At 71.4% G+C, this 20,789-nt stretch carries 22 protein-coding genes; 11 read left to right on the top strand and 11 right to left on the bottom strand.

The genetic code is table 11. From position 1 onward, the window contains the following. Positions 1-9: 9 nt before the first annotated feature. On the bottom strand, positions 10-969 hold the full coding sequence (locus ACFPZ3_RS66415) for a quinone oxidoreductase family protein (protein ID WP_379524651.1): 960 nt from the start codon (positions 967-969) through the stop codon (positions 10-12). 67 nt (positions 970-1,036) lie between these two features. Here ACFPZ3_RS66415 and ACFPZ3_RS66410 point away from each other — a divergent pair, with 67 nt between their 5' ends. The 4 genes from ACFPZ3_RS66410 to ACFPZ3_RS66395 all read left to right on the top strand — a co-directional run bounded on the left by ACFPZ3_RS66410 (position 1,037) and on the right by ACFPZ3_RS66395 (position 4,522). Continuing rightward, positions 1,037-1,654, top strand: a complete 618-nt coding sequence (locus tag ACFPZ3_RS66410; RefSeq protein WP_379524650.1) for a TetR/AcrR family transcriptional regulator C-terminal domain-containing protein — start codon at positions 1,037-1,039, stop codon at positions 1,652-1,654. Between the two features lie 51 nt (positions 1,655-1,705). Continuing rightward, on the top strand, positions 1,706-2,902 hold the full coding sequence (locus ACFPZ3_RS66405; RefSeq protein WP_379524649.1) for a CaiB/BaiF CoA transferase family protein: 1,197 nt from the start codon (positions 1,706-1,708) through the stop codon (positions 2,900-2,902). Continuing rightward, positions 2,903-3,493, top strand: coding sequence for an isochorismatase family protein (locus ACFPZ3_RS66400; protein ID WP_379524648.1), 591 nt, complete (start codon positions 2,903-2,905; stop codon positions 3,491-3,493). Positions 3,494-3,733: 240 nt separating this feature from the next. Further along, a complete protein-coding gene (locus ACFPZ3_RS66395; protein ID WP_379524647.1) occupies positions 3,734-4,522 on the top strand; it encodes an IclR family transcriptional regulator in 789 nt (262 codons plus the stop codon). Between the two features lie 3 nt (positions 4,523-4,525). On the opposite strand, the gene ACFPZ3_RS66390 is transcribed toward ACFPZ3_RS66395, so the two are convergent. Both ACFPZ3_RS66390 and ACFPZ3_RS66385 read right to left on the bottom strand, forming a co-directional pair. After that, positions 4,526-4,711, bottom strand: coding sequence for a hypothetical protein (locus tag ACFPZ3_RS66390; RefSeq protein WP_379524646.1), 186 nt, complete (start codon positions 4,709-4,711; stop codon positions 4,526-4,528). Between the two features lie 241 nt (positions 4,712-4,952). Beyond that, entirely contained in the window at positions 4,953-5,999 is a 1,047-nt protein-coding gene (locus tag ACFPZ3_RS66385; RefSeq protein WP_379524645.1) for a helix-turn-helix domain-containing protein, read from the bottom strand. A gap of 41 nt (positions 6,000-6,040) precedes the next feature. Here ACFPZ3_RS66385 and ACFPZ3_RS66380 point away from each other — a divergent pair, with 41 nt between their 5' ends. The 4 genes from ACFPZ3_RS66380 to ACFPZ3_RS66365 are packed head-to-tail and all read left to right on the top strand — an operon-like array spanning position 6,041 to position 10,710. Next, positions 6,041-6,991 (top strand): alpha/beta hydrolase, encoded by a 951-nt coding sequence (locus tag ACFPZ3_RS66380; RefSeq protein ID WP_379524644.1) that lies wholly within the window; start codon positions 6,041-6,043, stop codon positions 6,989-6,991. 7 nt (positions 6,992-6,998) lie between these two features. After that, complete coding sequence (locus ACFPZ3_RS66375; RefSeq protein WP_379524693.1) at positions 6,999-8,807, top strand: ABC transporter ATP-binding protein; 1,809 nt, start codon at positions 6,999-7,001, stop codon at positions 8,805-8,807. After that, on the top strand, positions 8,804-10,522 hold the full coding sequence (locus ACFPZ3_RS66370; RefSeq protein WP_379524643.1) for an ABC transporter ATP-binding protein: 1,719 nt from the start codon (positions 8,804-8,806) through the stop codon (positions 10,520-10,522). Before ACFPZ3_RS66375 ends, ACFPZ3_RS66370 begins: the two co-directional genes overlap by 4 nt. Next, the gene (locus ACFPZ3_RS66365) at positions 10,519-10,710 is read left to right on the top strand and encodes a hypothetical protein (RefSeq protein WP_379524642.1); all 192 of its coding nucleotides are present in this window, start codon (positions 10,519-10,521) and stop codon (positions 10,708-10,710) included. The genes ACFPZ3_RS66370 and ACFPZ3_RS66365 overlap by 4 nt, the downstream gene beginning before the upstream one ends. Here ACFPZ3_RS66365 and ACFPZ3_RS66360 read toward each other — a convergent pair. The 6 genes from ACFPZ3_RS66360 to ACFPZ3_RS66335 form a co-directional block, all read right to left on the bottom strand. Then, positions 10,677-11,831, bottom strand: coding sequence for an alpha/beta hydrolase family protein (locus ACFPZ3_RS66360; protein WP_379524641.1), 1,155 nt, complete (start codon positions 11,829-11,831; stop codon positions 10,677-10,679). The two genes, ACFPZ3_RS66365 and ACFPZ3_RS66360, sit on opposite strands and share 34 nt — an antisense overlap. Positions 11,832-11,841: 10 nt before the next feature. After that, entirely contained in the window at positions 11,842-13,266 is a 1,425-nt protein-coding gene (locus tag ACFPZ3_RS66355; protein ID WP_379524640.1) for a S41 family peptidase, read from the bottom strand. Continuing rightward, the gene (locus tag ACFPZ3_RS66350; protein WP_379524639.1) at positions 13,263-14,312 is read right to left on the bottom strand and encodes an ABC-2 transporter permease; all 1,050 of its coding nucleotides are present in this window, start codon (positions 14,310-14,312) and stop codon (positions 13,263-13,265) included. The genes ACFPZ3_RS66355 and ACFPZ3_RS66350 overlap by 4 nt, the downstream gene beginning before the upstream one ends. Further along, positions 14,309-15,196, bottom strand: a complete 888-nt coding sequence (locus tag ACFPZ3_RS66345) for an ABC transporter ATP-binding protein (RefSeq protein WP_379524638.1) — start codon at positions 15,194-15,196, stop codon at positions 14,309-14,311. The genes ACFPZ3_RS66350 and ACFPZ3_RS66345 overlap by 4 nt, the downstream gene beginning before the upstream one ends. Continuing rightward, on the bottom strand, positions 15,193-15,585 hold the full coding sequence (locus ACFPZ3_RS66340) for a GntR family transcriptional regulator (RefSeq protein ID WP_379524637.1): 393 nt from the start codon (positions 15,583-15,585) through the stop codon (positions 15,193-15,195). Before ACFPZ3_RS66340 ends, ACFPZ3_RS66345 begins: the two co-directional genes overlap by 4 nt. Before the next feature lie 111 nt (positions 15,586-15,696). Beyond that, complete coding sequence (locus ACFPZ3_RS66335) at positions 15,697-16,395, bottom strand: hypothetical protein (protein ID WP_379524636.1); 699 nt, start codon at positions 16,393-16,395, stop codon at positions 15,697-15,699. Between the two features lie 163 nt (positions 16,396-16,558). On the opposite strand from ACFPZ3_RS66335, the gene ACFPZ3_RS66330 reads away from it, so the two are divergent. Continuing rightward, positions 16,559-17,107, top strand: coding sequence for a YciI family protein (locus tag ACFPZ3_RS66330; RefSeq protein WP_379524635.1), 549 nt, complete (start codon positions 16,559-16,561; stop codon positions 17,105-17,107). 47 nt (positions 17,108-17,154) lie between these two features. On the opposite strand, the gene ACFPZ3_RS66325 is transcribed toward ACFPZ3_RS66330, so the two are convergent. After that, a complete protein-coding gene (locus tag ACFPZ3_RS66325; RefSeq protein WP_379524634.1) occupies positions 17,155-18,099 on the bottom strand; it encodes a helix-turn-helix domain-containing protein in 945 nt (314 codons plus the stop codon). Positions 18,100-18,200: 101 nt separating this feature from the next. Here ACFPZ3_RS66325 and ACFPZ3_RS66320 point away from each other — a divergent pair, with 101 nt between their 5' ends. Continuing rightward, on the top strand, positions 18,201-19,223 hold the full coding sequence (locus ACFPZ3_RS66320; protein ID WP_379524633.1) for a saccharopine dehydrogenase family protein: 1,023 nt from the start codon (positions 18,201-18,203) through the stop codon (positions 19,221-19,223). A 39-nt stretch (positions 19,224-19,262) separates the two neighbouring features. On the opposite strand, the gene ACFPZ3_RS66315 is transcribed toward ACFPZ3_RS66320, so the two are convergent. Continuing rightward, the gene (locus ACFPZ3_RS66315; RefSeq protein WP_379524632.1) at positions 19,263-19,874 is read right to left on the bottom strand and encodes a TetR/AcrR family transcriptional regulator; all 612 of its coding nucleotides are present in this window, start codon (positions 19,872-19,874) and stop codon (positions 19,263-19,265) included. Between the two features lie 49 nt (positions 19,875-19,923). On the opposite strand from ACFPZ3_RS66315, the gene ACFPZ3_RS66310 reads away from it, so the two are divergent. After that, on the top strand, positions 19,924-20,789 hold an 866-nt coding region (locus ACFPZ3_RS66310), incomplete at its 3' end, for an NADP-dependent oxidoreductase (protein ID WP_379524631.1).

The raw sequence follows: 20,789 nt of genomic DNA, 5'->3' as shown, positions 1-20,789 counted from the left end.
CAGAGCCGGCTACGGCACCACGACGAGTCGCCTGCCCTTGAGGTCGGTCCGGCGCCAGGCGGTCTCGATGTCGCTCAGCGGGACCTGCTCCACGTCGAAGGTGAGCTCGCCGGAGCGCGTCCACGTCACGATCTGCCCGTACACCTCGGCCATGGTCTGTGAGCCGAGGCCCTTGGCCGCGCCGTAGATCTCCACGCCGGAGGTGCGCAGGCTTGACCCGCCGAGGGTGAGCCCGGTCCCGGCCGACTCGCCGATCTGGATCACCCGGGTCGGCTTTCCGAATGCGAACGACTCCGGGATCAGCGACCGCAGCAGGATCTCGGTGGGCCGGCCCCACAGGTAGTCCACGACGACGTCGTAGCCGTCGCCCTTGGCGTCGGTGTACGCCTGCGTCAGCGCCTCGTCGGAGACCGCGGTGTTGATCACCGTGTCGGCGCCGATGGCCAGCACCTCGCGCAGTTGCTCGTCGTCACGGCCGGTGGCGACGATCCGGCCGGCGCCGAGCAGCCTGGCCACCTTGACCGCGAGCCGCCCGGCGACCCCGGTGGCGCCCTGCACCAGCACCGTCTCTCCGGGGACGAAGCCCGCGGCGGTCGTGATGGACATGCCGGTGATGGCCGAACCCAGCACGGTCGCCACAGCGGGGTCGATGCCGTCGGGGATCGGAACGTAGGAGTCGCGGGGCACCACGGCCGTCTCGGCGAGCGCGCCGTAGGGAGAGCTGAGGTTGCCGAACCCGACGAGGGTGCCGTCCGGCAGGGCGCCGATGCCGTCGAAGGCGGGGATCATCGGCAGGTGGGTGAGGTAGTTCGTGCTCGTGTAGTGCGTGCCGGCCGCGATCGCCTTGTCGACGCTCTCGACGGCGACCGCCTTGACGTTGATGATCACTTCGCCCTCACCGGCCACCGGATCCGGGAAGTCCTCATGCCGGGGGATTCCGCCGACTTCGTGAAGCACTGCTGCCTTCATCTCGGCTCCTCTCTATCGCTGATAGAGAGACTCTAGCACTGATAGAGTCGCCAGGGAGGTGCTGAATTTGGCATTGGACAGACAGCGGATCGTCACCGAGGCCGTCGCACTGCTGGACGCCGAAGGTCTCGAGGGTGTGACGACGCGCAAGCTGGCCGCCCGGCTCGGCGTTCAGTCGCCGACCCTCTATTGGCACATCCCCAACAAGGCGGCCCTGGTCACCGCGATCGCCGAGGCGATCCTGGAGGAGCAGTTCCCCGAACTGACGCCGCCCGAGCCCGGGGAGCGCTGGCAGGACTGGCTGCGCGGCCTCGCCGAGCGGCTGCGCCGTGCCCTGCTGGCCCACCCGGACGGCGCCCGCGTCATCTCGGCGTCCCAGCTCTCACTCAAGATGGCCGCGATCTCCGAACTGGCCATGAGTTCCCTGGTGCGGTGCGGCCTCCCCCTGCGGCAGTCGCGCCTGATCGTCATGACGGTGGAGCGCTTCACGATCGGCTTCGTCCTGGAGGAGCAGGCGGGCCGTCCGGACCCGGAGGCGCTGAAGGGCTTCGACATGGCCACCTACACCGAGGCGTTCCCCACCGTGATGGCCGCCGTGACCGACTACTTCCAGCCGGGGCTCACCGTCGACGACCTGTTCCGCGAGTGCCTGGAACTCGTCATCGAGGGGCCGGCCGTGCGGTAAAGATCCTTCAGGCTGTTTCCATACGCGGAAAGCTGTTCCAGAATGGACGGCATGAGCGTGCTCCCCCTCGACGACCTGCGCGTCGTCGAACTCGGCCAGCTCCTGGCCGGACCGTTCTGCGGCCAGCTGCTCGGCGACTTCGGCGCCGAGATCATCAAGGTGGAGGACCCCGGACGCGGCGACCCGATGCGCCAATGGGGCAGGGAGAAACCGTACGGACTCTCGCTCTGGTGGCCGGTCGTGGCCCGCAACAAGAAGTCGGTCACCTGCGACCTGCGCACACCGGAGGGGCAGCGGCTGGTGAGGCGGCTGGTGGCCGAGTCCGACGTCCTGCTGGAGAACTTCCGGCCGGGCACGCTGGAGCGGTGGGGCCTGTCGCCCGCGGAGCTGCACGCGATCAACCCCCGCCTGGTGATCACCCGGGTCACCGGGTTCGGGCAGACGGGACCCTACGCCTCCCGGGCGGGGTACGGCTCGATCGGCGAGGCGATGGGCGGCATCCGGTACGTCACCGGCGACCCCGACCGGCCACCGTCCCGCGTCGGGATCTCCCTCGGCGACTCCCTGGCCGCCACGCACGCCTGCGTCGGCACCCTCGTCGCGCTGCACCAACGCGAACGCGGCGGCAAGGGCCAGGTCGTCGACTCGGCGATCTACGAGGCCGTCCTGGCGATGATGGAGTCGCTCGTGCCCGAATGGCAGCAGGCCTCCTACCAGCGCGAACGCACCGGCCCCGTGCTGCCGAACGTCTCGCCGAGCAACGTCTACCCCACCAAGGACGGCGACTCCATCCTGCTGGCGGCCAACCAGGACAGCGTCTTCGCCCGGCTGGCCCGCGTGATGGACCGGCCGGACCTGGCCGCCGACGCGCGCTACGCCACCCACGGCGCGCGCGGCGAGCACATGGCCGAACTCGACGAGCTCATCGCCGCCTGGACGGCGGGCTTTCCCGCCGAGGACCTGCTGCGCACCCTGCACGAGGGCGGCGTCCCGGCCGGGCGCATCTATACGGCCGCGGACATGTTCGCCGACCCCCACTTCGCCGCCAGGGAGGCCATCGTCCGCGTGTCGCACCCCGAGTTCGGCGAGCTGGCCATGCACAACGTCATGCCGAAGCTGTCAGCCACCCCAGGCGCGGTACGCAGCGCGGGACCGGCCCTCGGCCAGCACAACGACGAGGTCTACCGCGGGCTGCTCGGCCTGACCTCCGAGGAACTGTCCGACCTGGCCGGGAAAGGGGTCATCTAGGTGGGCCTCTTCAACGGAAGCCTGCCCTTCGGGGACCGTCCCGCGGTGATCCTCATCGACCTGATGAGGGCCTACTTCGACCCGGCCGCCGACCTCTACGTCGGCTCACCCGACTGCCTGGCCTCGGCCGCGCGCCTCCTGTCGGCGGCCCGCGCGGCGCGCGTCCCGGTGATCCACACCAGGGTGGGCCACAGCCGCGGCGGCATCGACGGGGGACTGTTCTACCGGAAGGTGCCGCCGCTGCGCGACCTGAGCGGCCCCCTCGGAGAGCTGATGCCGCAGGTCGCCCCGCTGCCGGACGAGGTCGTCATCGTCAAGCAGTACGCCAGCGCGTTCTTCGGCACCCCCCTGGCCTCCACGCTCACCGCTCTCCGCACGGACACGCTGGTGATCGCCGGGGTCTCCACCAGCGGATGCGTGCGGGCCAGCGCGGTGGACACGATCCAGCACGGGTTCGTCCCCATCGTGGTGCGGCAGGCAGTCGGCGACCGCTCCCGGGGCCCGCACGAGGTCGCGCTCTCCGACATCCAGGCGAAGTACGGAGAGGTCTGGGACGAGCAGGCGGTGCTCGCCCGCCTCGGAGCGCCATGAGGATCACCTACCGCTCATGGGGCGAGGCCCTGGGCGAGCACGCCCGCATCATCGAGCCGATCGGACGGTTATGAAGCCGCTGGAGGACGTCAGGGTCGTCAGCCTGGAGCAGTACGGTGCGGTCAGTCGCCACTGCTCCTCGCTGTTCCAACAAGGGAAACGCTGTAACGCTGAAGGTAACGAGCCACCGGCTTTCGTGTCAATGTGACGCCGTTTCCCCCACGGAAATAGAATGGGCGGGTGAGCGCGCACGCCGAGATCGAGAACCAGAGCAGGTCCATCGCTTCGGTGGAGCGGGCGATGGACGTCCTGTTGTTGTTCGGCCGCACCACCCGCCCGGATCTGGGTGTCACCGAGATCGCCACGGAGCTCGACCTGACCAAGGCGGCCGTGCACCGCATCCTGACCGCGCTGCGCAGCAGGGAGCTCATCGCCCTCGACCCCACCACCAGGCGTTACTCCCTCGGCCACGCCGCCATCGCCCTCGGCCGCGCGCACATGGCCCGCACCGACCTGCGCGCCATGGCCGGCCCCGAGTTGCGCCGCCTCTCGGCCCAGACCGAGGAGACGGCCACCCTGTCCGTGCGGCGCGGCGACACGCGCCTCTACGTCGAGCAGGCCGTGCCGGCGCAGGAGCTGCGCATGGAGGTCTCTCTCGGCATCCCCTATCCCTTGCACGCGGGCAGCTCCTCCAAGGCGATCCTCGCCTTCCTCCGGGAGGAGGAGGTCGCGGTCTACCTCGAAAGACACAAGCTCGACGCCCTCACCGCCAGGACCATCACCGAGCCGGGCAAGCTGCTCGCGGAGCTGGCGAGCGTACGCCGCCGGGGCTACGCCACCTCACTCGGCGAGCGCCAGGACGGCGCCGCCTCCATCGCCGCGCCGATCTTCGACCACGACGGCCTGGTGATCGCGGCCATCAGCGTCTCCGGGCCGGGCAGCCGTTTCAAGCCCCGGATGCGGGAGGCGGTGCGACCGCTCCTGGAAGCCGCCGCCCGCCTGTCCGCGAGACTGGGCTACCAGGCGTAGCGGTCACAACGTCGCCCCCGGTTTGAGCACACCCAGCACGGCGGCGGCAGCCGTGCTGCCCCAGATCGCCCAGACGTAGGGCAGGCAGCCGTTCACGGAGCCGTGCAGGGTGCCTTCCACCTCCGGCGTCGAGCCCGACGCGGCGAGCGCCCCGAAGGCCGGTCCGAAGGGGCGTAGCTCAGCTCTCATGCATGTTCTTTCGCGCCGCGAATGGAAACGACGTTACATCGTCCGAAACGCATGGGGAGAGCGGCTCTCAGCGGGCGGTCTTCTCCGCCATCGCGTCGGTGGCGATGAGAGCCTCCAGGGGCAGCAGGGCCGAGCCGGTGGCCACCGAGGCGCCGGACGGCGTTGCTGGGTGTGGTGATCGACATAGACGACGCCCAAGCGCCGGCTGTGTCCCTCTCCTTGGCGTTCTTGACGGCCCGCCTCAGACGCCGCTTCGCTCGTCGAGCAGCCGCCAGGTGGTGAGGGCGAGCCTGGCCCGGGTCAGTCCGGTGGGCTCGGTGAGGTCGATGTCCAGGGTCTTGGAGATCTGTTCGATGCGGCGGGCGATGCTGCTGTGGTGCAGGTGGAGGAGGTCGGCGGCCTGCCGCAGGGAGCCGGTGGCGCAGTAGGCGTCGAGGGTCTCCAGGTCGTCGGGACTTTCCGCCATGCGGGTGATCGCGCTCACGTCGGTGTTGCCGCGCGCGGCGTCGTGGGGTATCTCGGCCAGGAGCGCCAGCGCGCCCAGGTCGTCGTGGCGGATGACCGGCTGGCGCGCGGTGGTGAAGCGGAGGGCGGTGCGGGCCTGCTGCCAGGATCGGTCGGCGCTGACGGCGGCGCCGATGCCCGCGCGGACACCCGCCGGGAACCGGGCCGGGTCCACGGTGGTGGCCAGCAGCACGCCCGCGTCGGCGAGCGGCGCCGCCTTGACCGGCCGGGCCGGGCAGATCAGGCCGCCGACCTGGTCGAGCGGAAGCCGCGTGTGCACGGCGACGACGCGCACCGGCAGGTCGGGGGCGAAACCCAGCAGGCGCAGCGCCCGCGCCCTGGCCGCCGCGTCGCTGTCGGGGCTGATCGCGAGTTCGACGAGGGCGGGGTCGGCCATGGTGGTGCGGGCCGGGCCGTACCGTTCGACGACCGCCGCGGTGGCGATGGCGAGCCGGTCCAGCAGCAGTTCGTCGAGCGGGACGGGCGGGCCGGGGCGTTCGAGCCAGACCGTGCCGATCTCCTCCTCGTCCAGGGTGATCGGCGTCGTGGTGGAGGCGGGTGACGGCGGGGCGGAGGTTTCCAGGCCGTCGGGCGCCATGCGGATCGTCCGCCCCGTGCCGTGGAGCCGGATCCCGGCCACGCACGAGGCCAGGCCCGCCGAGGCGCGGGCGAGCGCCGGCAGATCCACCCGCCGGCGCATCAGCGTGTCGTAGAACATGACGACGCGGATCGCGCCTCCGGCCTGCGTGTCCAGCTGCGACAGCCGTTCGGCTAATGCCTCCATGCCGCCAGCGTACGCGCCGATCGGTGCGTGAGATGGGAGAGATGTCCGACGGATGGCGGATGACCTCGGGGATGGTGTCCGGGAGGATGACCGGCATGGATCCCGAACTCGAAGTATTCATCCCCTTGTTCCCCCGTGCCGACCTGACCGACCCGGTCGCCGAGCGCTTGAAGTTCGCCGACCTGGCCGCCTCGGTGCCGGCGCCGGACATCGCGGGCATGGAGGTCGAGGACCGCGTGGTGCCCGCCGATCCGGACGTGCCGGTGCGGATCTACCGTCCGCACGAAGCGCAGGGGGCCATCGTGTGGTTGCACGGCGGCGGGTTCGTCATGGGAAACCTGGACACCGAGCACCCGTGGGCCGGCCGGGTCGCCGACGGGTCGGGCGCGGTGGTGATCTCGGTGGGCTACCGGCTGGCACCGGAGCATCGCTTCCCCGCCGCTCTGGACGACGCCTACGCCGTACTGACCTGGACGGCCGAGCACGCGGCCGAGCTCGGCATCGATCCGGAGCGGATCGCGGTCGGAGGTCACAGCGCCGGTGCGGGGATCGCGGCGGCGATGGCGCTGCGGGCGCGCGACGAGCAGGGGCCGGCGATCCGCTTCCAGCTGCTCCACCAGCCGGGGCTCGACGACCGGCAGGACACCTGGTCGGCACGGAACTTCACCGACACGCCCTGGCTGAATCGCGAGAAGCTGGCCACGTCGTGGCGGCACTACCTGGGCTCCGCGCCCGCCACGCCGTACGCCGCCCCCGCGCGTGCCGAAGACCTGTCCGGGCTGCCGCCCGCCTACATCGCCACCGCCGAGTTCGACCCGAACCGCGACGAAGAGATCGGCTACGCGCTGCGGCTGCTGCAGGCCGGCGTGCAGGTCGAGCTGCACCAGTGGCCGGGCACCTTCCACGGGTCGCAGGCGATCCTGTCGGCCGAGGTGTCGCAGCGGCAGATCGCCGAACTCGGCGCGGCCCTGCGCCGCGCCCTGGCCGGGTGAGCCCGTGATGGCCACCACCGGGCTTGCCGAGGCGAGGGAGCAGCGATCCACAGTGCCACCGGACGCGGAGGGGCCGAGCCTGGCGGGGCTGCTGCGCCCTCATCTCCCGAGTTTCGCCGTCGTCGCGATCCTGCAGGTCATCGGCGCTGTCGCGGGTCTGGCGCCGCTGCTGGCGGTCGTCGAACTGGGTCGTACGCTGTTGTCGCCCGGCCCGATCGATCACGGTCATGTCTGGTTCGTCGTGGTCGCGGGCGCGGCCGGTCTGTTCGTCCGGCTGCTGTTCACGGCCGCGTCATCCGGAATCGGGCACATCGTCGACGGCCAGGTGCAACTGGCCTTCCGCCGGCGGCTGGCCGAGCGGCTGGGGCGCGTGCCGATCGGCTGGTTCTCGCGGCGCAGGACCGGCGAGCTGGCCAAGGTGGTGGGCGAGGACGTGAGCGCCGTGCACCCGTTCATCGCCCACACCCCCGGCGAACTCGTCTCGGCGTTCGTGGTGCCGCTGGTGTCGCTGATCTACCTGTTCTCCGTCGACTGGCGGCTCACGCTGATCACGCTGATACCGGTCGTGCTGGCAGTGGCGCTAGTCCCGCTGATGATGGCCCCGGCCAGGCTGCGCGAGCAGAAGGAGTTCGACGCGGCCATGGGAGGGATCGCGAGTTCGGTCGTCGAGTTCGTCCAGGGCATCGCGGTGGTCAAGGCGTTCGGCGGAGGCGAGCGGGCCCATCGCCGATTCCTCGCGGCCGTGGACGAGTTCATCGGCAGCTTCTTCCTGATGGTGCGCGGTCTGTCCGGGATCGCCGCCGGGATGCAGGTGGCGTTGTCGCCGCCGTTCGTGCTGCTGGTCGTGCTGATCGGCGGCGCGGCCCTGATCACCACCGGGGGCATGGCCCCGGCAGACCTGCTGCCCTTCCTGCTGCTCGGACTGGGGCTGACCGCTCCGGTGGCCGCTCTCGGCCACGGCTTCGACGACATGCAGGGCGCCCGGCGCGCGGTCGGCCGGATCCGGGACGTGCTCGCGGTGCGGTCGCTGCCGGAGCCCGCGCGCCCGGTCGCACCACGAGGCCACCGGGTGGAGCTGCGTGGGGTCCGGTTCGGTTACGACGCCGATCACGAGGTGCTGCGCGGGATCGACCTGGTGCTCGAACCGGGGACGGTCACCGCGGTCGTCGGGCCGTCGGGAAGCGGGAAGTCCACGCTGGTTCAGCTGTTGCCGCGCTTCTTCGACCCGGCCCACGGCTCGGTCGTCCTGGGCGGGGTCGACCTGCGCGAGATCGGCAGCCGGGAGCTCTACCGGATGGTCTCCTTCGTCTTCCAGGACGTCCGCCTGCTGCGCGCGTCGGTCGCGGACAACATCGCGCTGGCGGTGCCGCAGGCCGCCCGCGAGGACGTGGTCCGCGCCGCCCGGCTGGCCGGCGTGCACGGTCGGATCGTCGAGCTGCCGCGCGGGTACGAGTCGGTCATCGGTGAGGACACCGGGCTGTCGGGTGGCGAGGCACAGCGGATCTCGCTCGCACGGGCGCTGCTCGCCGCCACGCCCGTCCTGGTGCTCGACGAGGCGACCGCGTTCGCCGACCCGCAGACCGAACAGGCGGTACGCCGGGCCCTGGCGACGCTGGAGGGCGACCGGACGATCCTGGTCATCGCCCATCGCCTGGAGACCGTCGCCGACGCCGACACCGTCGTGATGCTGGAGAACGGGTCGATCGTCGAACGAGGCAAGCCCGCCGAACTGCTGGCACAGGACGGAAAGTTCGCCGCGTTCTGGCGATCCCACCGATCGGCGACCGCCGGCCTACCGCGAGAGGACGAGCGATGATCCGGATGTTGCTGCGCGTGCTGGGACACCAGTACGCCCGGCCGGTGCGACGCACCGTGGCCCTGATGACGACGACCGCCGTCGTCGAGGGCTTGTCCTACGCCCTGCTGGTTCCGGTACTGCGAGCCCTGCTCGGGGGCACTCCCGCGGACGCCTGGCCCTGGCTGATCGCCTTCGGGGGCGCGGTCGCGCTCTACGCGGTGCTGCGCTACGTCAGCGATCTGTCCGGTTTCCGCGTCGGGACCACGCTGTTGCGCGGCATGTACCATCGGCTCGGCGATCATCTGGGCCGGTTGCCCATCGGCTGGTACAGCGCGGGCCGTGTCGGCGAGGTGTCCGTCCTGGCCAGCCGCGGCGTCCTGCAGGCGATGAGCGTGATCGCGCATCTGCTGGCCCCGCTGGTCTCCGCCAGCGTGACCCCTCTGACGATCGTCGTCGTGATGCTCGCCTTCAACTGGCAGATGGGGCTGGCCGCGCTGGTCGCCGTGCCGGTCGTGGCGGTGGTGCAGATCCGGGCGGGACGTTCGATGGCCGCCGCCGACGCCGAGCGCGCCGAACGCGACCACGAGGCCACCGGGCGCGTCATCGAGTATCTCCAGGCCCAGCCGGTGCTGCGCGCGGGCGGCAGGACCGGCGAACGTTTCCGGTTGCTCGACGACTCGCTGCGTGAGCTTCAGCGCGCCTCCCGCCGTACCGTCCTGTCGGCGCTGCCCGGCGCGCTGGGCCTGACGCTCACGGTGCAGGCGATGTTCACCGTGCTGCTGGTCCTGGGCTCCTACCTCGCGCTCGGCGGGAACATCGGCGCGGCGGAGATCCTGGCGATCCTGGTGCTGGCCGCCCGGTGCGCGGACCCGCTGCTGTCGTTGTCGGAGATCGGCGGCCGGCTCCGCGGCGCACGTTCCGAGCTGGTGAGACTCGACACGGTGTTGCGCACCGAGCCGCTGCCGGAACCTCTGGAGCCGATCCAGCCGGAACGCCACGACCTCGAGTTCGACTCCGTCACCTTCCGGCGCGACGACCACACGGTGATCGACGGCCTGTCGTTGTCCGTGCCGCAGGGGCAGCGGCTCGCCGTCGTCGGGCCCTCGGGCGCGGGCAAGAGCACGTTGCTGCAGTTGCTCGCGCGCTTCCACGACGTGGACGCGGGCGCGGTGCGCGTGGGAGGCGCCGACGTACGCGCCATCGACACCGAGGTGCTGATGGCGCGGATCGCCATCGTCTTCCAGGACGTCTATCTCTTCGACGGCACGATCGAGGAGAACGTGCGTCTCGGCCGTCCCGGCGCAGGCGAAGCCGAGCTGCGGGCGGCGGCGACCGCGGCGCGGCTGGACGAGGTGATCGAGCGGCTGCCCGGCGGATGGGCGGCGAACGTCGGCGAGGGCGGCGCGCTGCTGTCGGGCGGGGAGCGCCAGCGGGTCTCGATCGCGCGGGCGCTGCTGAAGGACGCGCCCATCGTGCTGCTGGACGAGGTGACCTCCGCCCTCGACCCGCTGAACGAGGCCGCCGTGCACGAAGGGATCGAGCGTCTGATGGCGGGGCGGACGGTGGTGATGGTGGCGCATCGGCTGCGGACCGTCCAGCGGGCCGACCGCATCGTCTTCCTGGACGGCGGCCGGGTCGTGGAGGAAGGCGGCCACGACGAGCTGCTGCGCCGCGGCGGCCGCTACGCCGATTTCTGGAACGTCTCCCTGACGACCGCAAGGCCGGCACGGTGATCGAGCTCATCCGCGCCCGCGGCTACGTCTGGGCCATCTCCTACGGCATCTCCGTCCAGGCGGCCGGCGGCGTGTCCCGTGCGGAACTGCACGCCATGGTCGACCTGACGCTGCAGGCCTGGCCGCCGTTGCCGGCCGCGGACGGGACGGGACCTCAGGACCGGCCGCAGAACTTCACCTCCGGGTAGCGCGGCGACGGCTCGTCCAGGAGCGGCTCCCGCTTGCCCCGCAGGTGCAGATCGAGAAAGGCCGTCACGTAGGTACGGGTCAGCTCCGCGGCCCGGGCGGCGGTCAGCGTGCCACCGGCCCGCTGACCGACCGAGGCGGCCAGCGCGGGGAAGTCGGTGAAGCTCTGATGATCACCGCCGGAGACCATGAGCCACCGCTTCCAGCCGGTCAGCAGCTTCCAGTCGCGATCCCAGGAGTGGTCGCGGCCCCCGGGCACGTGCTCCGGGTTGCCGAGCAGCAGGAACGGCCGTGACAGGCCGTCCTTCTTCGGGATCCTGGCGTACGTGGTGCCGTCCATGTTGATCCCGGCGCGTATCCGGGAGTCCTTCACCATGGCCGCCACGGCGCCGGCCCCGCCGATCGACTGGCCCGCCATCGCGATCCGCGAGCGGTCGATCAGTTCCGGATACCTGTCGATCAGTTCGTCCAGCGTGAAGGAGACGTCGGCCGCCCGCGACTGGACCACCCTGGTGTCGAAGCCCGGGTCCGTGTCGAAGTCGCACGCGACGCATTCGGCGATCCGCCCGCCGGGCAGCGCCGTCGCGTAGCTCTCGTACGGGTGGTCGATCCCCGCCACCACGTAACCCTGGCTGGCCAGCTCCTCGGCCAGCGACGTCAGCGTGCTGACGGGCTTGGTCCAGCCGGGGGAGAGCACGACGAGCGGCAGCCCGCCCTTCTCCCCGGCCGGTTCCGCGTCCTTGACGGCGTTGGTCCGCGTCCTGCTGAACAGGTCGAACGGCACGGTCCCCACCCTCGCGGCCTTCAGCAGCAGCTCGGACTCCTTGGCCGAGGTGTACGGCGCCCGTTCGCCCGCCCGCGTCTTCGCCGGATACCACAGGGTGACCTTGAGCTCTCTGGCCGGCGCGGTGGGCTCCCACGGGTCGGGACGCGAGGTGTCCTTGAGGAACAGGAGGGTGGCGCCGACGGGGTGCGGGCCGGTCGGCGCGGGCAGCGTCGCCGGCTTGCCCACCAGGGCGGACGCGCTGCTGAATGCGGCGGGATCGGTGCGGGGCGCGGCGGGCGCGGTGCAGGCGGCGGCGGTGAGGACGACCAGCCCGGCGGCCACAAAGGTCTTGACCATGACGACGTCCTTACGTGGGCAGCAGCGAAAGGGCCTTGGACAGGGCGGGGTCACGTCCGGCGGCCACGTCCCCGGCGGTCAGGGGGAGATAGTGGTCGGGGGAGACGCCGACCTTGTCGATCTGCTCCCGGTTGGGCCCGAGGTGGTGCTTCGACGGGAACCCCAGGATGCTGTTGTTCATCAGGAGATAGGGCTGCTGAAGCCCGGACACGGCGCCCGCGGTCCGGGTGCCGACGAGTTGCCCGAGACGCAGGTCCTTGACCGCGGCGCTGAAGTGCTCGCAGGCCGAGGCGCAGCCGCGATCGGTGAGCACGGCCAGGGGCAGGTTGAGCAGGGTGACGCCGTTGTCGGTCCGCATGGCCGTGCACTTGCCGTCCACGGAGCACTGGTAGGCGGTGATCTTGTTATGGGCGAACGCCCCGAGCAGCCGGTTCACCTCGTCCGGGCTGCCGCCGGTGTTGCCGCGCAGGTCCAGGACGATCCCGGTGAGCGTGCCGAGCCTGGCGACGGCCTTGAGCGCCCGGTCGGCGACCTGGGGCCCGAACGCTGCGATCTGCACGTAGGCGACGGAGTCGCGCAGCAGCTTCGTACGCACCAGTTGCAGGGCGGCGAGATCCGGCTGGAACAGGTCGGGTTTCAGCGTCACGCTCCAGCGGCGGCCGGTGGATTCGCGCAGGAGCCGCAGCCGGACCGGGTCCTCGTCGGGGTAGCGGGGATAGAGCGCGGCCACCGCGGCGGAGGTGAGCTTCCCGTCGATGAACGGCGCCGATCCGTCGATCGATTCGATGAGGTCGCCGGGACGCACCCCGGCCTTCTGCGCCGCCCCGCCCAGAACGGCGGTGACGAACAGCGGGGGCAGCGTGTTCTCCGGGTCCCCGTTCAGCTGCAGGGGTGAGACGCTGGCCGACAACCCCAGACCGTAACGGTCGCCGTCGTAGAGGTCCGGGTGGGTCGGCGAGGGGTCGTGCTGCCAGGCGGCGTGGTCGTCGCCGAGCCCGGCCACCATGGCCTCGAGGGTGACGACGGCCAGCTTCTCGTCAAGGTCGGGCACCTTGCCGGCGATCTTCCTGAAGGCCGCCTCGAAGGCGTTCCAGTCGGCCTTCCTGTCGCCGGTCAGCGCGGGCATGGTGGACTCGGCCACGTCGCGCCCGCCGCGGTCGAGCTCACGGGTCAAGGCGGCGAACCCGGCGGTCAGCAGCACGCGGGCGTCCAGCTTGGAGCCGCTGTAGTAGTTGCCCAGGATGCAGAAGTACGCCTGCTCGACGACGTCGATGGTGGTGGGCGTCTGCTTGGGCGTCCTGCCCTGAGGCCGCGCGCAGACGGAGCCGGTCTGCGCCGTCGCCTCCCCCCGGGGCGGCACCGGTGCCGAGCAGGCCGCCACCGCGAGGCCGAGGGCGAGTGCGGCGAGTGCGGCCGTCACAGTCTTGGGCCTCATGACACGCGCCTGCGGATCCACCGGAAGCACAATCCCGTGAGGCCGAGCGTGAGGAGCACGTAGAGCCCGGCCTCGATCCACTGCATCGGCCAGAAACTGCTGGTGGGATGATACGTCGCCGCCTGCCGGTAGCCCAGCCGGTTGAGCTCGGCGAAGCACAGCGACATCGGGTCCCCGCCCTGCCCGGAGGACGTGGGCGGGCTGCAGGGCCCGGAGGAGGCGGAGACGGGCAGGGACTCGCCCGTCGCGATCGTGCGTCCGGCCGGATCGACGAGAGCGCTGGAGAGCACCCAGGCGCCGGTGTCGAGAGACACCCGGTCCGTCAGCTCCAGGGCCAGCAGGTCGTTGCCGCCGCGGCGGAATCCGTCCACGTTCGCGGTACTGAGCTGGATGGCCGCCTGGACGGGCGGGAGCAGGTGGGGCCGGACCAGCAGCGGCATGCCGATCTGGAGGGTGGCGAAGACGGCCAGGGTGAGTGCCATGGCGGGCAGCGTGCGGCGGACGACCATTCCGACGGTCACGCCGAGCACGAACATGAAGGCCGCGTACGCCATGGGGACGATGCCGCGCGCGTCGAACACCAGCGGGTTCATCAGCGCGAACTCCGGCGGCGCGGACTTGTCCATGGGCGCCGACCACCACGTCACCGCCAGCCCGCACAGGCAGGCGGCGGCCATGGCGACGAGCCCCATCACGGCGAGCTTGACGGTCAGCCAGCGCGTGCGGGTGATGCTCTGGTTCCATACCAGCAGATGCGTGCCGGCCTCCAGTTCGCGGGTGATCAGCGGCGCCCCCCAGAACAAGCCGACGATGCCGGGCAGGACCAGCACGACGAGCGTGACCGCCAGGAAGGGGGTCGTGTAATCGTCGAAGAAGTTGTCGAAGAAGCGGTCGCAGGTCTCGACCTTGGCGCAGGCGGCGATCCCGGTGGCGTAGCGGGTGGCCATGGTCGGGCCGGTCACGGCCAGGACGATGCCGACGACCACGAGCAGGGCGGTCATCAGCGCGACGGGGCCGCGGAACTGACGCCAGGTCAGCCAGATCATGGCCGCACCTCCAGCGCGGCCTGCCGGTCGAGGGCCGGCTTGCTCATGTAGGCCAGGACGAGGTCTTCCAGGGTGAGAGTGCTGACGGTCCAGGCGGGGTCGAGGATGGGCGCGTCGGTGCGCACCACGTACGTGCTCTGCCGGTCGGTGTGCCGCGCGGAGACGACGTGCTGGTCGGCGGGGAGCCGGTCGGGGTCTCGGCGCGGGCCGGTGAGGCGGTGATGGGTGGCCAGCAGCTTGTCCACCTCACCCACGACCTGGACGCGCGAGTCGACGAGCACGATCAGGTAGTCGCAGGTCCGCTCCAGGTCGGAGACCAGGTGCGAGGAGAACAGCACGCTGAACTCGTGCGCGGCCACCGCCTCCATCAGGCCCTGCATGAACTCGCGGCGGGCCAGCGGGTCGAGCGAGGCGACCGGCTCGTCCAGGATGAGCAGTTCGGGCCGTTTGGCCAGGCCCAGCGTGAGGGCGAGCTGGGCGCGCTGACCTCCCGACAACTTCCCCGCCCGGTGGCTGAGCTCCAGGCCGAGCTGGGCGACCCGCTCGCGGGCCAGCGCGGCGTCCCAGCGCGGGTTGAGGCCGGCCCCCAGCCGTAAATGGTCGGCGATGCTCAATGCGCCGTACAGCGGAGTGTCCTGGGCGACGAAGCCGACCTTGGCCAGTTGCGCGGGGCCGGCCCCCGGGCGGCCCCCCAGCACGGTCAGGCCGCCTGACGTCGGCTCCAGCTGGCCGGTGGCCAGCTTCAGCAGTGTGGTCTTCCCGGCCCCGTTGGGGCCCACCATGCCGGCGACGTGCCCGGCCGGGATCTCGATGGTGCAGTCGCGCAGCGCCCATCGCTTGCCGTACTTCTTGCCCAGTCCCTGGGCCTGTAGGGCTGATGTCACGCTATGTCCTCCTGAGAGGCGGTCCGAAAGGTGGTCATGAAGAGGGCCTCGATGCTCTCGTCGTCGAGCCCGGCCTTGCGGGCCTTGGCCAGCCAGCGCCGTAGCTCCTGCCGCAGCGGGCCGTGTGCGGCCAGCGAGTTGCCGGCCAGCGTCGCCGTGACGAACGTCCCCACCCCCGGCCGGGCGGCCGCCAGGCCTTCGTGCTCCAGCTCCCGGTACGCCTTGAGCACGGTGTTGGGGTTGATCGCCAGCTGCGCCACCACCTCTTTGACGGTCGGAAGCTGGTCTCCCTCGCGCAGCAGGCCCAGCCGTAGCGCTTGCCGTACCTGCTGGACCAGCTGCATGTAGGGCGAGACGCCTGACCGTCCGTCCAGATGGAACTCGATCACCGGCTCCTCCATTTATCTAGTGTCCTAGGACTTTAGATACTCCCATGTATGAGGCCGGTTAAGAAACGAAGCCCGGGCGGGGCTCTGACCGGCCCCGCCCGGGTGGAGGTCCTACCTCAGGCACTTGACCAGGACCCTGGACTCCCATCCCGGCATCTCGAAGTGGTCGCCGGAGAGCGAACCGGTCAGGTGCCCCAGCTCGTGCAGCAGGATCACCGTGCGCCATCCATCGTCGCCGAGCGAGACGCCGCTGTTGCGGTGCCGGACCTTGGCCGCCTGCGCGGTGAGCCACGGACGATAGAGGAAGATCTTGTTGCCGCTCACAGCCGCTGGATTGTCCGGATACACGCCGTCGGTCTGGGAGGTGAGGTTGACGATGCGCCGCCTGCCGACCACGCCTGCGAAGATCCTGGACGCGCGTCCCGCCGGGCCGCTCACGGCGTTGTCGCAGGCGGGCCTGTCCCTGAGCGCCGCCGCCGCGAGATCGATGGCGGCGTTGATCTTCGGCCCCCACGGCAGGCCCTCGGCGGCCTGGACGCTGGGATCGACGCTCGTATCGGGATCGAAGACCTCGGCGGCCTCCTCGCTGGGGACCATCGTGTCGCCTGACTCCTCTTCCATATCGCTCTCTCCGGTGGGCTCCTCCCAGGTGAGAGCGTCTTCGTCGAGGCAGGTGGCCCCTGCGTCCAGATCGCAGGGGCCGGCCAGGGCGGGATGGACGGCCAGGAATCCGCCGCCGCCGATGACGGTGACCGCGGCGGCGATCGCCAGCAGGCGCCTGCGCCGGGCCGGGCCGGGGGTTGGGTTCATGATCCGCTCCTCACGGTTGCGTGGCTTTGCGACCTGGATATGGCGCGTCACGATGACCAGCCAGACAGACGTGATGACCCTCGTTGATTGATGACGGTCAGAAATGATCGTTTCCGCCCACCCCGTGTGCGGGGGGAACTGCCCGTGGGTGAAAACTAGGGGCATGGAGTTCCTCTGTTACCACCGTGACCGTCTCGACTCGCTGGCACTGCGCGACGAACTGCTGGAAGAGCACTGGTCCTACATGGACCGGTACGCGAAGGAGATGATCGCCCGGGGCCCGACCATGGCCGACGACGGCGAGACTCCCACCGGCAGCGTGCACATCGTCGACCTCCCCGATTCCGCCGCCGCCCGTGCGTTCGCCTTCGACGAGCCGAACTACCAGGCCGGCGCGTACCGGGACGTGCTGGTGCGCCGATGGCGCAACACGCTGGGGCGCACCATGTGGGAGTTCGCCGGCGGCGAGGAGGGCGGCAACCGGTACCTGGTGTTCGGCTTCGGCTCGGGGGAGGCCGCCGACATCGACGTGCCACCCGGCAGGGACGAGCTGATCGCCTACGGGCCGCTGTTGTCCGACGACGGCGACACCTGGCTGGGCACGGCGGCGCTGCTCCGGGCGCCGGACGCCGGCGCGGCGCGGGCCGTCCTGACCGCGGACCGGTACGCGGCCATCGAGGTGCACAACTGGCAGTTCGGCGGGCGGTCGTGACGACCCGAGGACTCACTCAGGGATAGGGCCCGAGAAGACCAGGAAGGTCAGTTCGGGCCACCCGGGCGGGTCCGCGAGCGGAAGGTGCGGCGGTAGGTGTCAGGAGGAACGCCGACCGTGCGGCTGAAGTGGCGGCGCAGCGTCGTGGCGGTGCCCATGCCGGTGGCCGCCGCGATGGCGTCGACGCTGCCGTCGGTGGTCTCCAGCAACTCCTGGGCGTGGCGGATCCGCTGGGTCAGCAGCCACTGCAGCGGGGTGGTGCCGGTCACCGACCTGAAGTGGCGGCCCAGGTTGCGCGAGCTCATGTTCGCCCGGTGTGCCAGGTCCTGCACGGTCAGCGGACGGTCCAGCCGTTCGATCGCCCAGGGGAGCAGTTCGGCGAGCGGGTGGTGGCCGGGAGCGGGCACCGGAGTGGTCACGAACTGGGCCTGGCCGCCGTCCCTGTGCGGGGGCACGACCAGGGAGCGGGCGAGCGTGTTGGCGACCGAGGAGCCGTGGTCGAGGCGGACGAGGTGCAGGCACAGGTCCATGGCGGCGGCTTTGCCCGCGGAGGTGAGCACGCTGCCGTCGTCCACGTAGAGGACGTCCGGATCCACCTCCACCCGCGGGTAGCGGGCGGCCAGGGCCCGGGCGTGCGCCCAGTGCGTGGTGGCCCGCCGCCCGTCCAGCAGACCGGCGGCGGCCAGCACGAACGCGCCCGTACAGAGGGAGGCCACCCGTGCGCCCGCCTCGTGCGCCGCGCGCACCGCGTCGACCAGGGCGGCGGGCGGGTCCACGTCGACGTCGGCCCAGCCGGGGACGATCACGGTGTCGGCGCGCGAGAGCCGGTCGAGGCCGTGATCGGGCTCCAGCAGGAACCGGCCGACCCGCACGGGAGCGGGTCCGCAGACGACGACGTCGTACCGTGGGCCGGTCAGCTCGAAGACCTCGTACGCCAAGGACAACTCGAAGTGCAACATCCCGTCGGTGACGGCCAGCGCGACAGTGCCCATGTCTGGAATTGTATGGGTATTGGCGTTCGGGACACTCGTGCGAGACCCCCGCTCTCGTCAGAATATCCGGGACGACGATGGTCGAGTACGGGGGAGAACCCATGGGATCAGGGCTCACGGTGGCGGTGTTCGGCGCGTACGGCCACACCGGGCGCTTCGTGGTGGCACACCTGCTGGATCGCGGGTTCGTCCCGCTGCTCTCCGGCCGCGACGCCGCCAAGCTGAGGGCGTGCGATCCGGACCTGGAGGCCCGCCCGGCGTCGGTCGGGGATCCCGCCTCGCTCGACCGCGCACTGGCCGGGGCGGCGGCCGTGATCAACTGTGCCGGGCCCTTCGCCACCACGGCCGCCCCCGTGATCGAGGCGGCGCTGCGAGCCGGGATTCCGTACCTGGATGTGGCGGCCGAGATCGAGGCCAACCTCGACACGTTCACGCACTTCACCGAGCGCGCCCGCGCCGCGGGAACGGTGATCCTGCCCGCGATGGCCTTCTACGGCGGCCTCGGCGACCTGCTGACCACCGCCGCGATGGGCGACTGGACGACGGCCGACGAGGCGCACGTCGCGTACGGGCTGAGCAGCTGGCACCCCACTCCCGGGACGCGTGCCGCGGGCGCGATCTCCCGGCAGCGGCGCGACGGCCGGCACGTCCGTTACGCGAACGGGCGGCTGGAGTACCACCATGACGACCTGCCGACGCTGAAATGGCCCTTTCCCGACCCGATGGGCCCGCAGGCCGTCATCGGGGAGTTCACCATGGCCGACGTCGTCACCATTCCCAGCCACCTGTCCATCCCCGACGTGCGCACCTACATGACGGTCGAGGCGGCGACGGACCTCCTGACCCCGGACACACCGCCGCCGACGGGCGCCGACGAGCGCGGCCGTTCCGCGCAGACGTTCCTCGTCGATGTCGTCGTACGCTCCGGGGGCGATGAACGGCGCGCCGTGGCGCGGGGCCGGGACATCTACGCCGTCACCGCGCCGCTCGTGGTGGAAGCGACCGACCGCATCCTCACCGGACGGACCAGGACGGCCGGTGTCGCCTCGGCCGGCGCACTCTTCGACGCGCCCGGCTTCCTCCGCGCGCTGTCCCCGGACATCTCCCTGGAGCTGCGCCCGTAGCGGGAGACGAACCCTCCATGCTCGCGCCTGAACGAGACGTCAGCCTCTGGAGAGCGGCAGCCGGACGGCCGGTGGAAGCGGCGCAGGGACGGGGCTCGCCTGGAACGACTGGAGCATCAGGGCCGCGAAGCGGCGCGAGGCCGCCACCCTCATCCTGGGCGACTCGGCGCGGATGCCGTCGTTCGCCATCAGCGCCAGGCTGATGTCCTCCAGCACGAAATCCCCGCGCAGGGGGCCCGCCTCCTTCGCGCGCCGCACCAGTTCGAGCATCAGCCGCAGCGTGCGATCGCGTTCCACGGCCAAGCCGGCCGCCTGGGCAAGCCGTGAGGCGAAGCCCCGGTCGGGGGCATGCGACTCCATGAGCTTCTCGATCACCAGGCGGAACCCGCGCCACGGGTCGTCGGCCGCCAGACCCTCCTCCACGATCGCCGAGCACGGGGTCACCTGCTCGGCCAGGGCCTCGGCCAGCAGTGCTTCCTTGGTCTGGAAGTGCCTGTAGACGGTCGCGACACCGACCTCGGCGCGCCGGGCGATCTCCCGGATCGGCACGCCGACGCCCTCGGCGGCGAAGGTGGCGCGGGCGACGGCGAGGATGCGCGCGCGGTTGTCACGGGCGTCCGAGCGGAGCTTCGCTATCACTTGGGCCGTCACCGTTCTCACTTTAGTCAAACGGACGGGGTGCTCCGTTACGGTCTGCGGCATGAGAGCAATCCAGTTCATCGAGTACGGCCCGCCCAGCGTTGTGCACGTCGCCGAGGTGGCGGCGCCGCACGCCGGACCGGGTGAGATCCGCATCGCCGTACGGGCCTCCGGAGTCTCGCCGGGGGAGACGCTGATCCGTTCGGGGAAACTGCGTGAGGTGGTGCCCACGACGTTCCCGTCCAGGACCGGAGTTGACGCCGCGGGCGTGGTGGACGAGGTCGGCGACGGCGTCACGGGCGTGGGCATCGGCGATGAGGTGTTCGGGATGACCCATACGGCCGTGCGCGGCGCCAACGCCGACTTCGCCGTCCTGGCCGCCTGGGCGCCCAAACCGGCCACGTGGAGCTGGGAGGAGGCGGGCGGCGCCGCGGGCGCCGTCGAGACGGCCACCCGGGTCCTCGACCGGCTCGCGGTCGGCGCCGGGCACACCCTGCTCGTGCAGGGCGCGGCCGGTGGGGTGGGCACCGTCGCCGTCCAGCTCGCGCTCGCCCGGGGCGCCACCGTCATCGGTACGGCGAGCGAGCACAACCACGACTTCCTGCGCTCCCTCGGCGCGCGGCCGGCGACTTATGGGACGGGGCTCGTCGAACGGATTCACGCGCTGGCGCCGTCCGGCGTGGACGCGGTGTTCGACTGCGCCGGAGGAGCGCTGCCGGACCTCGTCGCCATCGCCGGCGACGCGGCGCGGGTGGTGACGATCGCCCCGGACTTCACCGCGGCGGCCCACGGCGTACACATGTCGCACGGCGCGCCGGCCGACGAGACGGGGACGGCCGTGGGAGCGCCCGCCGACCCGCTGGCGGTGCACGGTCTCGCGGTCGCGGTCGCGCTCGCCGGCGCGGGCCGGCTGCGGGTGCCGGTCGC

This window comes from Nonomuraea insulae (assembly GCF_042656245.1).
This window is presented reverse-complemented; position numbering and strand designations above follow the sequence as displayed.

Coding starts and splice junctions, on each gene's coding strand:
- ACFPZ3_RS66415 (WP_379524651.1), bottom strand. CDS start 969: ATGAAGGCAGCAGTGCTTCACGAAGTCGGCGGAATCCCCCGGCATGAG.
- ACFPZ3_RS66405 (WP_379524649.1), top strand. CDS start 1,706: ATGAGCGTGCTCCCCCTCGACGACCTGCGCGTCGTCGAACTCGGCCAG.
- ACFPZ3_RS66390 (WP_379524646.1), bottom strand. CDS start 4,711: ATGAGAGCTGAGCTACGCCCCTTCGGACCGGCCTTCGGGGCGCTCGCC.
- ACFPZ3_RS66385 (WP_379524645.1), bottom strand. CDS start 5,999: ATGGAGGCATTAGCCGAACGGCTGTCGCAGCTGGACACGCAGGCCGGA.
- ACFPZ3_RS66380 (WP_379524644.1), top strand. CDS start 6,041: ATGTCCGACGGATGGCGGATGACCTCGGGGATGGTGTCCGGGAGGATG.
- ACFPZ3_RS66375 (WP_379524693.1), top strand. CDS start 6,999: ATGGCCACCACCGGGCTTGCCGAGGCGAGGGAGCAGCGATCCACAGTG.
- ACFPZ3_RS66370 (WP_379524643.1), top strand. CDS start 8,804: ATGATCCGGATGTTGCTGCGCGTGCTGGGACACCAGTACGCCCGGCCG.
- ACFPZ3_RS66360 (WP_379524641.1), bottom strand. CDS start 11,831: ATGGTCAAGACCTTTGTGGCCGCCGGGCTGGTCGTCCTCACCGCCGCC.
- ACFPZ3_RS66355 (WP_379524640.1), bottom strand. CDS start 13,266: ATGAGGCCCAAGACTGTGACGGCCGCACTCGCCGCACTCGCCCTCGGC.
- ACFPZ3_RS66350 (WP_379524639.1), bottom strand. CDS start 14,312: ATGATCTGGCTGACCTGGCGTCAGTTCCGCGGCCCCGTCGCGCTGATG.
- ACFPZ3_RS66335 (WP_379524636.1), bottom strand. CDS start 16,395: ATGAACCCAACCCCCGGCCCGGCCCGGCGCAGGCGCCTGCTGGCGATC.
- ACFPZ3_RS66330 (WP_379524635.1), top strand. CDS start 16,559: ATGGAGTTCCTCTGTTACCACCGTGACCGTCTCGACTCGCTGGCACTG.
- ACFPZ3_RS66325 (WP_379524634.1), bottom strand. CDS start 18,099: ATGGGCACTGTCGCGCTGGCCGTCACCGACGGGATGTTGCACTTCGAG.
- ACFPZ3_RS66320 (WP_379524633.1), top strand. CDS start 18,201: ATGGGATCAGGGCTCACGGTGGCGGTGTTCGGCGCGTACGGCCACACC.